Annotated in this window: 12 protein-coding genes and 1 tRNA gene; 9 read left to right on the top strand and 4 right to left on the bottom strand. The window is 61.5% G+C overall.

Annotated features, from left to right (window positions below):
• Nucleotides 1-102 precede the first annotated feature (102 nt).
• Nucleotides 103-1,377, bottom strand: a complete 1,275-nt coding sequence (gene dinB, locus B1400_RS00670) for a DNA polymerase IV (protein ID WP_095612568.1) — start codon at nt 1,375-1,377, stop codon at nt 103-105.
• A 410-nt stretch (nt 1,378-1,787) separates the two neighbouring features.
• On the opposite strand from dinB, the gene B1400_RS00665 reads away from it, so the two are divergent.
• The 5 genes from B1400_RS00665 to malQ all read left to right on the top strand — a co-directional run bounded on the left by B1400_RS00665 (nt 1,788) and on the right by malQ (nt 7,352).
• A tRNA-Ser gene (locus B1400_RS00665) sits at nt 1,788-1,874 on the top strand.
• A 604-nt stretch (nt 1,875-2,478) separates the two neighbouring features.
• Nucleotides 2,479-3,417, top strand: coding sequence for a D-2-hydroxyacid dehydrogenase family protein (locus tag B1400_RS00660; RefSeq protein ID WP_235607240.1), 939 nt, complete (start codon nt 2,479-2,481; stop codon nt 3,415-3,417).
• Complete coding sequence (locus B1400_RS00655; protein ID WP_095612566.1) at nt 3,414-4,058, top strand: IMPACT family protein; 645 nt, start codon at nt 3,414-3,416, stop codon at nt 4,056-4,058. Before B1400_RS00660 ends, B1400_RS00655 begins: the two co-directional genes overlap by 4 nt.
• A gap of 321 nt (nt 4,059-4,379) precedes the next feature.
• On the top strand, nt 4,380-5,102 hold the full coding sequence (locus B1400_RS00645) for an AbrB family transcriptional regulator (RefSeq protein WP_095612606.1): 723 nt from the start codon (nt 4,380-4,382) through the stop codon (nt 5,100-5,102).
• Between the two features lie 81 nt (nt 5,103-5,183).
• The gene (gene malQ / locus B1400_RS00640) at nt 5,184-7,352 is read left to right on the top strand and encodes a 4-alpha-glucanotransferase (protein WP_095612564.1); all 2,169 of its coding nucleotides are present in this window, start codon (nt 5,184-5,186) and stop codon (nt 7,350-7,352) included.
• Between the two features lie 107 nt (nt 7,353-7,459).
• Here the strand turns inward: malQ and B1400_RS00635 are convergent, their stop codons facing one another.
• Nucleotides 7,460-9,421, bottom strand: a complete 1,962-nt coding sequence (locus B1400_RS00635) for a DUF262 domain-containing protein (RefSeq protein ID WP_162288141.1) — start codon at nt 9,419-9,421, stop codon at nt 7,460-7,462.
• 295 nt (nt 9,422-9,716) lie between these two features.
• Here B1400_RS00635 and rplM point away from each other — a divergent pair, with 295 nt between their 5' ends.
• Entirely contained in the window at nt 9,717-10,166 is a 450-nt protein-coding gene (rplM, locus tag B1400_RS00630) for a 50S ribosomal protein L13 (RefSeq protein ID WP_026644642.1), read from the top strand.
• Between the two features lie 20 nt (nt 10,167-10,186).
• A complete protein-coding gene (rpsI, locus tag B1400_RS00625) occupies nt 10,187-10,681 on the top strand; it encodes a 30S ribosomal protein S9 (RefSeq protein ID WP_026644641.1) in 495 nt (164 codons plus the stop codon).
• A gap of 399 nt (nt 10,682-11,080) precedes the next feature.
• Here the strand turns inward: rpsI and B1400_RS00615 are convergent, their stop codons facing one another.
• Both B1400_RS00615 and B1400_RS00610 read right to left on the bottom strand, forming a co-directional pair.
• Nucleotides 11,081-11,368 carry a hypothetical protein gene (locus tag B1400_RS00615; RefSeq protein ID WP_051198366.1) on the bottom strand — a complete coding sequence of 96 codons (288 nt, stop codon included), beginning with the start codon at nt 11,366-11,368 and terminating at the stop codon, nt 11,081-11,083.
• Entirely contained in the window at nt 11,365-12,039 is a 675-nt protein-coding gene (locus tag B1400_RS00610) for a hypothetical protein (RefSeq protein WP_051198364.1), read from the bottom strand. The genes B1400_RS00615 and B1400_RS00610 overlap by 4 nt, the downstream gene beginning before the upstream one ends.
• A 546-nt stretch (nt 12,040-12,585) precedes the next feature.
• On the opposite strand from B1400_RS00610, the gene B1400_RS00605 reads away from it, so the two are divergent.
• Together B1400_RS00605 and B1400_RS09390 are read left to right on the top strand one after the other, a co-directional pair.
• Nucleotides 12,586-13,695 (top strand): amidase domain-containing protein, encoded by a 1,110-nt coding sequence (locus B1400_RS00605; protein ID WP_157909599.1) that lies wholly within the window; start codon nt 12,586-12,588, stop codon nt 13,693-13,695.
• A 135-nt stretch (nt 13,696-13,830) separates the two neighbouring features.
• Nucleotides 13,831-14,322 (top strand): hypothetical protein, encoded by a 492-nt coding sequence (locus B1400_RS09390; protein ID WP_133064567.1) that lies wholly within the window; start codon nt 13,831-13,833, stop codon nt 14,320-14,322.
• The last annotated feature ends 3 nt before the right edge of the window (nt 14,323-14,325 follow it).

The raw sequence follows: 14,325 nt of genomic DNA, 5'->3' as shown, positions 1-14,325 counted from the left end.
GCTGCGCGGCCTACGGCGGTCCCGCCATCGCGTGGTCGTCGTAGGCCGCGCCGGATGCCTGCTGCGTCTACTCCGATGCGACCGTATGCGCGCATGGATCGCTCAGATGCCGAGTTGCGCGCTGCCGGATCCGAAACGGCCGCGGATCGCGTCGAGCGCCTCCTCGGCGCCGCGCAGCCGCGACTGCGTCGTCGAGCCATGGCCGTCGTCGCCGCTTTCGGCGAGCATGTCGTCGAGCGTCGGCTGGATGACCGTCTTCGCGCGCTCGCTCAGGCCGCTCACCGACATGCCGGCGAGACGGATCGCGCGCGGCAGCCTCGCCGGCGCCGCATCCGGCGCCATGCCGAGCATCGCGCGCAGCAGTCGGAGCGTCACCGGCAGCAGCGCGCTCGCGGCATCGGTCGGTTGTTCGATCGTCAACGATTTCGTCGTGACGCTCAGGTCGGGGAACCGCAGTTTCACGGTGACGGTGCGCGCGACGAGGCCTTTGCGGCGCAATGTCGACGCGACGTCGTCGCAGCAGCGCCGCAGCAGCCCGCACACGCTCGCCGCGTCGCCCACGTCCTGCGGGAACGTGTGCTCGGCGCCGATTGATTTCTCGGGTGCATGGGTGACGATCTGCCGCTCGTCGAGTCCGCGCGCCGCGTTGTAGAGACGTTCGGCGGTGATGCGCGAACCCGTGATGCCTTCGAGCAACGGCAGATCGAGTTCGGCGAGCGCGCGCACCGAATCGACGCCGTGCTCGCCCAGTCTGCGTTCGAGCGCGGGGCCGATGCCAGGGATGCCGCGCAGCGGCATCAGCTGCACGAAGTCGGCCTGACGGGCGACCGGGATGAGCAGCATGCCGTCCGGCTTCGCGTTCGTCGACGCCATCTTCGCGACGAGCTTGTTCGACGCGACGCCGACCGAGCAGGTGATGCCGTGGCGCGCGCGGACCTGCTCGCGCAGCCATGCGCCGATGCGCAGTGGGGAGCCCCATTCGAGCAATGCGCCGGCGACGTCCATATAGCATTCGTCGACCGAGACCTGTTCGATCCGGTCGGTCACACGGCTGAAGATCGCGCCGAAGATGTCGCGCGAGACCTGGCTGTAGTAGTGGTGGTCGACGGGGAGGAAGACGCCGCCGGGACACAGCTGATGCGCGCGTGACGCCGGCATCGCCGAGTTGATGCCGTATTTGCGGGCCTCGTAGTTCGCCGCCGATACGACGGCGCGGTTGCCGGTGCCGATGATGACCGGCTGGCCGGCGAGTTCGGGATGCCGCGCGATTTCAAGCGACGCGAAGAACGCGTCCATGTCGATATGCAGCACAGTGCAGCCGCGTTCGTCATGGCCCCAGTCGCGCTTGGCGGCTGCGATGCGTGGTGCTGTGCTCATACGCCGTATTCTAGTGGAACATTTGTTCGAATGAAAGTCCGGCGGGGGCGGGTCGGTTCGTCGGCTCGCCCCCGCGGATGGATAGGTGTGCGGGCGGTCTTGTCGGCCGGTCCGACGGTTCGGGGCGTCCCGGGGTCTGTCTCCGGGTCGTTTCGTCGGCGCGCGCGACGGATGGGGTCGCAAGGAGGCCGGTTTCCGAACGGAGTGGAGGCCCTATGTGGCGGAACGGGTCGCGACGGTGTCCGTCTACGAACGGATTCGGCGATCTGCACGGCGGAACCGATCGGTCCGACTTCGGTGGGGATGGGGGGCGGGACGTGCGAGCGGGGGACACGCAACATGATGCCGATTTGTGCTGGTCGGGGAAGGCTGCTATGCTTACAACCTGTTGCGCTTATGAAGCGTGACGTGGAGTCATGCCTGAGTGGCCGAAAGGGGCACCCTGCTAAGGTGTTAGTCGCGTTAGCGGCTCGAGGGTTCGAATCCCTCTGACTCCGCCGGACCAAGCCGGAAACGCAGTGCGTTTCCGGCTTTTTCGTCGCTTCAGCGGTGCGCGTGGACCAGACGGGGTTGCGGATGGGGTGTGCGTTCGCTCAGTGGATCCGGGTGTGCCGGAGCAGACCGAACGGTTGAGGAAAAAGTGAAGCCGCGGTACGCCTTTGTCCACAGCCTCGATTCGTCACTGTAGTACGTTCTGCAAATCCCTGCAAATCATGAAACGTTTTCATGGACAGTGTCGTGAGACGATTGGGCAGCGGGCTGTTTCCGCGCCCATGGTCGCGCCTATCGGGTGGCTCCCTTCCCGGTCTGCCGATGAGATTCCGCGGAACGGTTCGGCCGGACCAACCCGCAGAGCCTCCAACGCACGGCGGAAACAGGGGCGGCGCTACAGTGGAACCCATGACGGAACACATCGAACCCACGGAACCGGCGCACGCTGCCGCATTTGGCGCGTCGGCGCCCGCATGCAGGACCGCGCCTCCGGCCGCCGCATCATCCGATCCAGACGTTGCGGCCGTTTCGGTCGGCCCGACCCTCCCTGAATCCGCGGCCGCGCGCCCCGACCTCCCGCTCCTCGCGATCCCATGCGTGTTCGAGGACATGGTCGCCCCGCTCAAGGCGGCGCTGCCGATGCTCGACGGCATCGCCCGGGTGCGCATGTTCGAGGACTACACGCTCGACGAGGACACGTTCGTCGAACGCGCGCAAGGCGCCGAGGCCGTCATCGTCATCGGCGTGCATATCTCCGACGACATGCTGCGGCGCCTCGCGAAGACCGTGCGCTGCCTCGCGTTCGGCGGCACCGGCGTGGCCAGCTACGTCAACTTCGATCTGGCGCGCGAGCTCGGTGTGCGCATCTGCAATGTGCGCCACTACGGCGACGCGGCCGTCGCCGAATTCACCTTCGCGCTGATCCTCGAGCTCGCGCGCCGCGTCGGCGACCTCGACCGCGAACTGCGCGCCGGCGACTGGGACGGCGTGAGCAGCGTCGAGCTCGCCGGCAAGACGCTCGCGATCGTCGGGTTCGGCGGCATCGGACAGACGGTCGCGCGCATCGCCCGCGGTTTCGGCATGGATGTGACCGTCTGGGATTCGGGGCGCGGTCCGCGCGAACGCTACACGGAGCACGATGTGACGCCGATCGCCGACATGAAGGCGTTGTTCGCCGGCGCCGACGTCGTCTCGATCCACATGCCGCTCGTCGACGGCACGCGCGGCATGATCGGCGACGCCGAACTCGACGCGCTGCGACCGGGCACGATGTTCGTCAACACGGCGCGCGCCGAGATCATCGCCCCCGGCGCGCTTGTGCGCCGTCTCGAACGCGGCGATGTCCCGGCGGCGCTCGACGTCTACTACCAGGAGCCGCTGCCGACGGACAGCCCGCTGCTCGCGATCGACGGCCTCGTGCTCACGCCGCACGTCGCATGGCGTTCCGACGGCGCGAACCGCAACCTCACGAGGCAGTGCGTCGAGGATATCACCGCGTATTTCACCGGCGGCAAGAAGAACGTCGTCGTCGATCCGGAGGCGGCATGACGCGCACGATCCTCAACGCCGCCGCCGAGCCCGCGCACGACGCCTTCGTCGAGAAGAAATCCGAGTTCATCGGCGACGCATGCCACGTCGACGACCTCGACGCCGCGCTCGCATTCGTCGAAACGATCCGCGAGGCGCATCCGAAATCGCGGCACGTCGCATACGCCGCGATCGTCATCGACGGAACCGGGCGCGTCATGGAACGGATGAGCGACGACGGCGAACCGTCGGGCACCGCCGGCAAGCCGATCCTCGATGTGCTGCGCGCGAACGGGCTGACCGACTGCGCCGTCGCCGTCACCCGGTACTTCGGCGGCATCCTGCTCGGCTCGGGCGGCCTGGTCCGCGCGTATTCGACCGGCGCGTCGCTCGCCGTGAAGGCGGCGCGCAAGGCGAGCATCGTGCAGTGCAGACGGTATCTCGTCCGTCTCGACTATGCGCGGCTCGGCGCCTTCCAGCAGCTGCTCGCGGCCGTCGACGGAGCGCAGCTCGACGCCGCGTTCACCGACCACGTCGAGGTCGAATGCGCGGTGCCGACCGACATGGAGGACCGATTCACCGACCATGTGCGCGAGACCTTCAACGCGACCGTCGTGCCGGAGCCGCTCGGCCTCGTCGCGCGGCCGGTCGAGGAACGCTAGGCGGCGCATGTCCGCCGATGGTCGGGAGGGCAGCCGACGCGCCGCGCCGATGATGCGGATGATGATGCCGGCGAGGGCGGCCGGGAGCCGCGTGCACGGGGCCTTCGCAGCATATGCGCGACGCGCGGCGACACGCGCGCCGATCACAGTCGCGGCGCCCGCGGCGCGCGTCTCGCGCATACGGGAGTTGCTAGAGTGGACGGGCATGCGTATGCGGCCGCATGCGCATATGGCGGACTGATCCGGACGGATAGAGGTGGAACGATGACCGATGAGACGATGACTGGCGAAACGACGGGCGTCGATGCCGTCGATGCGCCGATGACGAACGATCAGCCTGCGGTGGACGGCGCGGACGCGCGCGGCGGCGCGGATGCGACGGCCGACGTCCCGGCGACGGCGAATACCGACGACGACACCGCAACGGCCGCTGGCGCCGACGCCGACGCCCCTCACGTCGAGCCGCTGACGGCGACCTACGAACGGCTGCGGCATTCGACGGACGCGGCCGAGCTGCATGAATTCGCGCGCCGTCCGTTGCCGGACCGCGGCGAGCAGGCGGCGTTCTCACGCGCGACGGCGTTGCTCGAGGCCGTCGCCGGCAATCCGCACACGCCCGAGGAGGACCGCGTGTTCCTCGCGAGCACGATGCCGTTCCCGAACGTGCTCGTCAAGCTGTCCGAGGACGCATCGCCGGCTGTGCGAGAGGCGGTCGCCGCGAACGCCGACGACAAGAACTGGCTCGTCGGCAGGCTCACGAAGGACGGCATCCCCGCGGTGCGCGACGAGGCGCTGCGCAACAAGCGCACGTCGTGGAAGATGCGCCTCGAGGGCGCGCAGGACCCGGATATGGACGTCGACACGCTCGATTTTCTCTCCCGTCTCGGCGCGGAGCTCGAGCCGGATGCGAACGTTGTATTGTCATCGATGGTGCGCCGTGCTGTAGCGCTTAACCCGAACGCGTCACAGGAGATTCTCGAAAGGCTGAGCACTGATTCGAGCGACGAGGTCGTGCATGCCGCGCGTCGCCGTCTCGCCCAGTGAATCCGCGTTCTGTGGCAAAACTGTGGGGAATGCGCGCGTTTCGGTGTTTTGACAACGTTTGTTGCCCTACACTAGGAAGCTATGACAGAGCAAATGGAAGAAAGCCCGGAACGCCTCGCACGACCCCTTGTGCGTCTGGCGTCCATGATGGGCGTTGCAACTAGTTACACCGGCCTGTCGCGCGATTTCCATGAGATCTCCGACGAGACGCTCGTCGCGATCCTTGGTGCGCTCGGCATCGACGCGACCTCCGACGAGGCGATCGAGAAGGCGATCGCCGACATCACGCGTGAGCGCAACCTGCGTCTCATCGACCCGACCGTGCTGCACACGGTCGGCAAGGAGACGCATGTCACGCTGCGCACCGGCATCACCGAGCCGGCGCAGATCACGCTGATCCTCGAGAACGGCGAGCCCTTCGAGGGCGAGCTCAGGCTCAACGCGATGCCGGAAGCCAAGGTGCGCGAGATCGACGGCAAGTTCATCGCCGAATCCGATCTGATCATCCCCGCCGAGCTGCCGGTCGGCTACCACACGCTGCACGTCGAGAGCGGCGAACGTTCCGAGAACGCGACGCTCATCAGCGCCCCGGAACGCATCGAGATGCTCGATCCGATGAAGAACGGCGCGCTGTGGGGCTGGATGGCCCAGCTGTATTCGATCCGTTCGGCGGATTCGTGGGGCGTCGGCGACTACACCGACCTGCGCACGCTGCTCACCGACGGCAAGCGCTACACGGACGCCGATTTCCTGCTCGTCAACCCGCTGCACGCCGCCGAGCCGGTAGTGCCGCTCACGCCGTCGCCGTACCTGCCGGTGTCGCGCCGCTTCGTGAACTTCACGTACATCCGCCCGGAGGACATCCCAGAGTTCAACCTGATCGACGGCGAGGCGAAGGGACGCATCCGCGCCGCGCACGAGAAGGTCGAGCGCTTCAACAACGACGCGCAGCTCATCGACCGCGACGCGATGTGGCTCGAGAAGAAGCCGGCGCTGCGTGAGATCTTCGACGCGGGCCTGTCCCAGGAGCGCCAGCGTGAGTTCGACGAATACAAGGCCCGCTGCGGCGAGGACCTCGAGGCCTACGCCACCTGGTGCCTGTGCTATGAGCTGTGGGGCGCCCCGGAGGACAAGCCGGACAACTGGATCCACAAGATGGACAAGCAGTCGCCCGAGGTCGTCGCGCTGCGCGAGCAGCATGCCGACACGCTCGAGTTCTACCGTTGGCTCGAGTGGACGGCGACGCAGCAGCTGCACCTCGCCCAGGAGGCGGCACGCACCGCAGGCATGAAGATCGGCATCATGTCCGACATGGCCGTGGGCGTCCATCCGCTCGGCTCCGAAGTGTGGTGGAACCCGGAGCGCTTCGCGAAGGGCGCCACCGTCGGCGCGCCGCCGGACATGTTCAACCAGCAGGGCCAGAACTGGAGCCAGCCGCCGCTCAGCCCGCTCGCGCTCAAGAATACCGGATACCTGTCCTACCGTGAGATGGTGCGCGGCATGTTCGACTGCGCCGGCGCCGTGCGCATCGACCACATCCTCGGCCTGTTCCGTCTGTGGTGGATCCCGGAGGGCCACACGGCCGTCGACGGCACCTACGTCTACTACGACCACGACGTCATGCTCGGCATCCTCGCGATCGAGGCGAGCCGCGTCGGCGGCATCGTCGTCGGCGAGGACCTCGGCGTCGTGCCCGACTACGTGCAGAAGTCGCTGTCCGACCACGGTATCCTCGGTTGCGCCGTCGAATGGTTCGAGCAGATGGACGGCGTCTTCACGCCGCCGAAGCATTGGCGTCCGTACGCGCTCGCGTCGGTCAACACGCACGACCTGCCGCCGGCGGCCGGCTACCTCGAATACGAGCACGTCAAGATCCGCGAACGTCTCGGCCTGCTCGAGGAGGGTGCCGAGGCCTTCGAGGCGAGCGCCCGCGCGGAGCACAACGCGATGCTGCAGATGCTCACCGACGAGGGGTATCTGGATCCGTCGGTGCTGCAGGACGAAACCGCGCACGAGACCGAGATCGTCGAGGCGCTGTACCGCGGCCTCAAGGGATCGCCGTGCAAGCTGCTCGCCGCGTCCATCGTCGACGCCGTCGGCGAGAAGCGCGCACAGAACCAGCCGGGCACCGACAACGAGTACCCGAACTGGCGCGTTCCGCTCGCTGACGCGGCCGGCGATGCGGTCATGCTCGAAGATCTGTTCCGCGGCGACCTGCTGCAGAGCATCACGAAGATCATGAACGCCTGATTTCCGCCATTGCGTGCATAGGGGCCCGACGCTTGATACAAGCGCCGGGCCCCTTGCCGTACCATTCAACGATCCGTCGCTGCGCGCCGGCGCGTCTGCGCCCTCTCTCAGTCGATATCGGGGAAGCGGTAGCGCTTGAGCATCTCGTCGCGGAACCATGCGGAACGCCGCTTGATGTCGCCGATCGTCCACGTCGTCTTGTCCTCGATGGACTGCCCGTCCTCGGGGATGCTCGTGTTGATCTGCAGCGGGCTGCGCATGCCGACGAATTCGCCGTTGTCCTTGTAGTCGCGCTTCGAGAGGTCGTAATGCGTGTCGTTCTCGGAGACCGGGTGCTCGGAAACGGCGAAGGGCTTCTGTTGCATGTTCTCGTTGTACGCGGTGAGCGTCAGGTTGCCGAAACGGTGCGTGTACTCGTCTTTGAGATCATTCGCGGCGGACGGATCGTCGGGGGAGATCCGTTCCTTCCAATGTTCGGGCAGATCGCCTTCGGGGAGGATGTGTTCGATCGTCCAGCGCGGCTTGCCGTTGGGGAGCCTGTCGTCGAGATCGAGAGGGCGCGCCTTCGTGGACAGGCTGACGTGGTTGCTCCGCTGCAGCCCATGTTCCAGATCGATGAGCACGAAACGCGTGGTTTTCGCGTTCTGATCGTAGATCGGACGCTTGAGGATCTCTTCGCCGAAGTCCTCGTCGTTCCTGCTCATGTCCTTCAGCGTATGCACGATGGCGCGTACGATGTCCTCGCCGCGCAGCGAGTCGTCCGTGCCGTCGATGGCGCGGACGAGGCCGATGAGCTTGGCGCGGATGTTCGACGACTTCGGGTACTCCGCGACGTTGCGCCGCACGTAGAACGTCACGAACGCGCGCAGGATCCCTGACAGCTTATCCTTATCGAGTTGCAGGTCGTCGGCCTTGACGAACAGGAACAGCAGCAGCGGATACGCCTGCGTCGATTCCAGTTGCTTGAGTTCCTGGAGCAGCTGCCGGATCTCCTGGTCGTCGAGCAGTTCGTTGCCGCTGGATCCGCCGGACTCGTCGAAGAGGCGGATGATAGCGGCGTATGCGCGCGCACGGCCGATCATCTCCTGCAGATAGGTGCGTCCGCCCAGTCGGGATGCGGACCGCTTGCGCTTGAGCACGTCCTGATACCGGTACAGCGCCTTGCCTTTCGTCACCGACCCCTTCGCGCTGCTTTCGAAGGCGTCGTAATTGTTGAGGAAGAACTGCGTGAACGCCTTTGAATCCACATCGCCGTCAGCATTCGTGAAGATCCCGGCGAGTTCCTCCCAGCGCGTCTCGAGCGAAGATTCCCGCTGCGCATCGTTTTGGTTGCCGTCCATGCTCAGGAACTCGCTCTTGAGCAGATCCACGAGCGTCAGCGGCAGACCCTTCGAATTGAGCGAGGAGAAGATGTTGAAGGCGTCACCGATGTTCGGCGCTTCGATCTGCAGGATCATCAGATCCATGAGCTTGTCGTAGAAGGCCGAGATCGCCTCCATGTCCGGGAAGGTGTCCTTGTCCTTCAACGTGTCGAAGATGTGGCGGTAGCGCTTCATGAACACACGGTTCCTCTTGACATGTGGGTTTTCCGCTTTGCCTTCGTCGCGCGCGTGGATGCAGCGGATGAGTTCCTGATAGATCGCCGCGTCGTCACGGAGCAGTTGCAGACGTGGGTTCGTCGCATTGTCGTCCACGATCAGGCGGCACGAGATACGGGTGCTCATCTTTTCCGCGCGTCGCCGATCCTCCCTGGTTACAGCGTCGTCGTCCCTGCACTCGATGCAAATCTCCCAGAGCGCCAGCAGAAACAGGGACAGCGTCGTGAGACGCTGTTGTCCGTCGATGACCTCGTAGGTCGCGCCGGATGGATCGTTCTCCTTCTCCTGCGTGGCGACCAGGATGTTGCCGATGTAATAACCGTTGTCCTCTGCGCAGATGTCTTGGAACAGCTGATCGATCTGCTGGTTCTTCCATGAGTACGGCCGCTGATACGGCGGGATCTTGTAATGCTCCCGGCTGTCCATCCTCAGCGTCTCTGCGAGTGACCGGCTCTTCGCCACTATGTTCATGACGACCTCCATTGATCGATGTCCCCAACATGGTTCAGATCCATGATCACTCAACATCGCGGTTTTGTCCCGTCGTCGGTGTTTCGTCGCATATCCGCGGCGCGTCGCATGTCCGTCATTGTCAAGCCAGCCGATATACTAGAGGATTGTTGTGTTTCCCTACGGGGTCCTTCAAAGCGCTTTCCCACTCGCCATAAGGACTTTCAGGGAGCCCACGGTAATGAGACCGAACGGACGCCGCCCTAACCAAGCATGTCCGGGAAGTCCGGAACACAATACAAAGAAAAGGTATATCGTGAAAACTTTCACACCGAAGCCAGCTGATCTGACTCACGACTGGTACATCATCGACGCCTCCGACGTCGTGCTTGGCCGTCTTTCCGTCGCCGCGGCGAACCTGCTGCGCGGCAAGAACAAGCCGTCCTTCGCTCCGCACGCCGATTCCGGCAACTACGTCATCATCATCAACGCCGACAAGATCGCGTTGACCGGTGACAAGATGGACAAGGAACTCTACTCCCACTCCGGTCGTCCCGGCGGTCTGCGCCGCGACAGCTATGCCGAGCTGCTCAAGAACAAGCCGGAGCGCATCATCATGCACGCCGTCAAGGGCATGCTGCCGAAGAACAAGCTCGCCAAGGTCCAGCTGACCCGTCTGCGCGTCTTCGCTGGCGAGGAGCATCCGTACGCCGGCCAGCAGCCGCAGGTCTTCGAGATCGATCAGGTCTCGCAGCAGGCAAAGTGAACCGTTAGGAGATAGATATCATGGCTGAAAACACCAACAACTCCCCGGTTCAGGAAACCGAGGCTGAGAACACCGTCGCCTTCACCACCGAGACCAACTCCGGCGCCGGCACCGGCACCTCCGCGATCGCCCCGGGTTACGGCACCGGCCGTCGCAAGGAAGCCGTCGCCCGCGTGCGTCTGGTTCCGGGCACCGGCAAGTGGACGATCAACGGCCGTACGCTCGAGGAGTACTTCCCGTCGAAGCTGCAGCAGCGTGAAGTCAACTCGCCGATCGTCCTGCTCAAGCTTGAGAACAAGTTCGACGTCGTCGTCCTCGTCGACGGCGGCGGCACCACCGGCCAGGCCGGCGCGATCCGCCTCGGCGTCGCCCGCGCGCTCAACGCGATCGACCGCGACGCGAACCGTGCGGCCCTGAAGAAGGCCGGCTTCCTGACGCGCGACGCGCGCGTCGTCGAGCGCAAGAAGGCGGGTCTGCACAAGGCTCGCCGCGCACCGCAGTTCTCGAAGCGTTAATTTGCGCGTTCCATTGCTCGCAATCCTGCAGGCCATCCGCATAGCGGGTGGCCTGCTTGCTGTATATGCGGGGTACCGATTTGCGAAGCGGCGGTGGTTGTTGCTGGACGAGTCAGAGAACCTCTACAATACAAGTGGCACAGAGAGCATGCAGCGCCATTGGAGGATAGTTCTACAACTGCAGGCGTATGCAATCAACAGTGCGGAATCGTGCACCGAGAACTATATGGAACGCGTCGAAACATCTGGCGGTAATGATTTCTAGCATGGCACATGGAGCTTACCGGCGCATCATCATTTAGCTACAGTATTGAGAATAATCGTGAGTATATAGAGTATCAACTCTTTCAGTCTATAAATAATAAAAGAGTTAAACGCCAAAATGTGTGTCCTCTTTGATTAGTTGTTGTCCTGCCACGGTGTGTTCTTGTGGAGGTCGTTCCGTTCGATGCCTGTGCCGTATCGCTGCGGCATGCCGGTCTGGTCGTGCAAGGTCCGGGGATCGTTCTGCCATGCGTTCTCGTACCACTGGTCGAGCTGTTCGTCGGTGACGGCATGCTTGACGAGCCATTCGCGGCTTTCGGGGCAGATGGTGTGCCGGTGGCGCCACCGGCACACGGCCCTGATCCGACGTTCCGGACTCAGGCCTCCGTGCCGGCGCGGCATGGCGCGGATCAGTGAGTTCATGCTTTCGATGCGGTTGTTGGTCGTGGGGATGTCCCCGATCCTGGGAAGGTGAGCATCTGGTCCTTGACGACGAGCCTGCGCGGCATGCGCCTGGCTTTGGCGAGACGCTCATGTGCGTCGTGTTCGCGCCCGTCGGCGTTGCGGCGGTGTTCGTCGATGGACGTGTTGCATGCGGCCTCCCATCTCGGCCGGTTCCTGCCCCACTCGTCGACCGTTTCCCGGTCGTGCGCCTTCGATGGTGCGATCGCCGGATTCCGCAGCTGCTTGGACGGCTCGTAGCGGGGATGCCTGCCGGCCGGTCGGGTGATGTTCATGCAGATGTGGAACAGGCGGCGCTGCACGGGCGTCTCGGGCCATGTCTCGTGCAGTGCCTTGAGCGGTCCGCCGCCTCCGTCGCACACGACCGTGTCGGGCGGCGCCGGACGCGGCAGGAGGCGTTTCCATGCGGCGGACGTCTCGCTGCGTGCGACATGCCGTCCCGCCACGTGCGAGGTCTCGTCGACGGCGATGGGCGCGACCGCGTCGCGACCCGGATGGATGCCGTCGAGGTGCGGCGCGGCATGCACGACGCCGTCTCTGGGTACGGGCGGTATCAGGCTCCACATCGGCTCGCACTTGCGTTGCGGCGTACGCGCCGGCAGATGATGCGTCTCGAGTGCGTCCTTGGACATGAGCCGGTCCAGCGCGGTGCACGGGTCCTTGGCCTTCGTTGTCCGGGTTCGCGCTTGTACTCGCGCCGCAGCCCGCGCACCGGTACCTGATCTTGCCGCCGGAGGTCCTGCCGTTCTTCTTCATCGTCCTTCCGCGGGACGAACATTTCGGTCGTTGCATGGCACCAGTCGACCAACGCGATCATGAACCGACGCGGACACCAAGCGGGAGAACAGCTCCGGAATCATTTCGGACACACGAAACGGCCGGGCGCCATAATGACCGGACACATCATGAACACCCCGACACGCCAATCGGCAAAAGGCATCAGCTCAGATTAAAGACACATCTTTTGGCGTATAACCCTAATAAAAGTATATCGTATGAAAGATATTGCTATATATTGATTCAAGGGACACAGTTATGTTCTTATCTCAGTATATGGAATATGAATAATCTATAGTGAATATATCCTATAGTATAATCATGCTATCGTATAAAACAAGGGAAGGGGTATAATGCCAAGTAGAAAGGCTTTCAGATTCTGTCTTGCCGTAGGTGTAATTATGTTCACTATCTATACTCCGGCTGAGGCCTTCGCTGATACTGAAGAAAAAATAGAACAAACCGTCAACCTATACACCAGTCAGATACAGAGCACCTATTCGTTTAGTCGGTCAAGGCTTCGGTCAGAGTCTTCGACGCAACAAAAACTCGCTGAAGAAAATGGTTATAATAAGTTTGCGACACCTGATACAATGATAATTGATAGTGCGGAAGTTAAGGCAAATATATTAAAAGCCGAAGATCATGATGGCGAGTACTCTGTCGTGGCTGACATCACTACGATTCTACATCAAAGGCCAAACAAAAACGTTACTATTACTATTGGTGACGAAGAGCGTGATGTGTTAGATAGTTCTGCAACTGATATGCACAGGCTCACACTCGCAAAAGATGTAAATGTTCAAACAGGTTATCGGATTATTTCAGATGAAATCATTGGAGCTGCGGACTCACAGGTAGATATTAAAATGGTTTCACACAATGCTCCTTTTATCCTACGGACTGAGGAGAGCGCGGCGCCTTCTGCGGCAATGGAGTCAAAGGCAGGGTTTGATTATCTCACAGCTGTGACGTACGCTGAAAAATGGACAGAAAATGGTAGCAATTGTACGAATCCTGAATATCCAAGTGATCCTGCTGGACCATTTTGTACTGGTGCTCAATGCACGTATTTTGTCTCTCAAGTTTTGCATGTAGGAGGCTTACCTGCAACCGATATAGACATACATAATTACAAAAGTGATGACCGATGGGGATTTAAGAAGCAGCCTCATAATTATTTCACTTCCTTTACGTGGGGTGCCGCTGATAATAATTATCGTTATATGAGGAATTATTCAAATATTTTTGATGTGGAGAACAACTATCACCGTCTTGGTGCAGGTTCGTTAATATATGCCGACTGGCAGGAAGAAGGGAAGAATGACGGGCATATCGATCATGCAATGGTTGTTGTGGGCAGTAAAGTCATAAGAGATGATAATGGGAGGGTGGTAGACGCATACCCTATTATTTGCCAGAAATCAGTGAATAGGCATGATTGGGATTTTCAAAATACTCTTAAAGATGCTCCTGGTGCAAAATGGTATGGTTTGCAGTTGAGATATTAAGAATAATTTAGAAACGAAGTAATGTTGCGGTATATTTAATATGTCAAATAGTAGTATATGTGTTTGATGTGTGTTGCAAACTCCTTCATGATGAACATAAACATTTGACGTATTTTTATATAACAGGAGTGTGTGTTGAGCGAGCATCATGTAGAGAAGACAGATGAGGATACCCCTCGGATTTGCACAACTCGAAGCACCTTGATCTCGAAAATGGTTGTAGTGATATTGGGTTACTGTTGTGCATGGATTATATTGCTCGGCATTTCCTGCATTGAATATAGTCTATTATCTCATGATGCACAAAAAATGGATCAGGTTGGTCATTGCGTCAACTATGTCAAGGATCTGATTGCCGAACAGCCGCAAGAAGTTCAAGAGAAACTGAGACGCCTTGATGCACCGGAGCCTTTCAATATAGACCAATACTATGATGAGCAGAAATCTGAAGCCTTATCACCCTTTATAGGAAACCAAATCGCTGGGATAATCAGATCCTATACAATGTCCAGAGAACTCAAGCAACGACAAGTCGATGCCATCAAATGGTCGACTGAAGCGCTCGGCATCATAGTCGATGGCCCCCAGAACCATGTTCCGATGTATCCTGAGATTTTCACTCAGTGAAGC

Source organism: Bifidobacterium italicum (genome assembly GCF_002286915.1).
Taxonomy (GTDB): Bacteria; Actinomycetota; Actinomycetes; order Actinomycetales; family Bifidobacteriaceae; genus Bifidobacterium; species Bifidobacterium italicum.
Note: the sequence above shows the minus strand (reverse complement) of the source record. Positions and strands in the feature narration are given on the sequence as shown.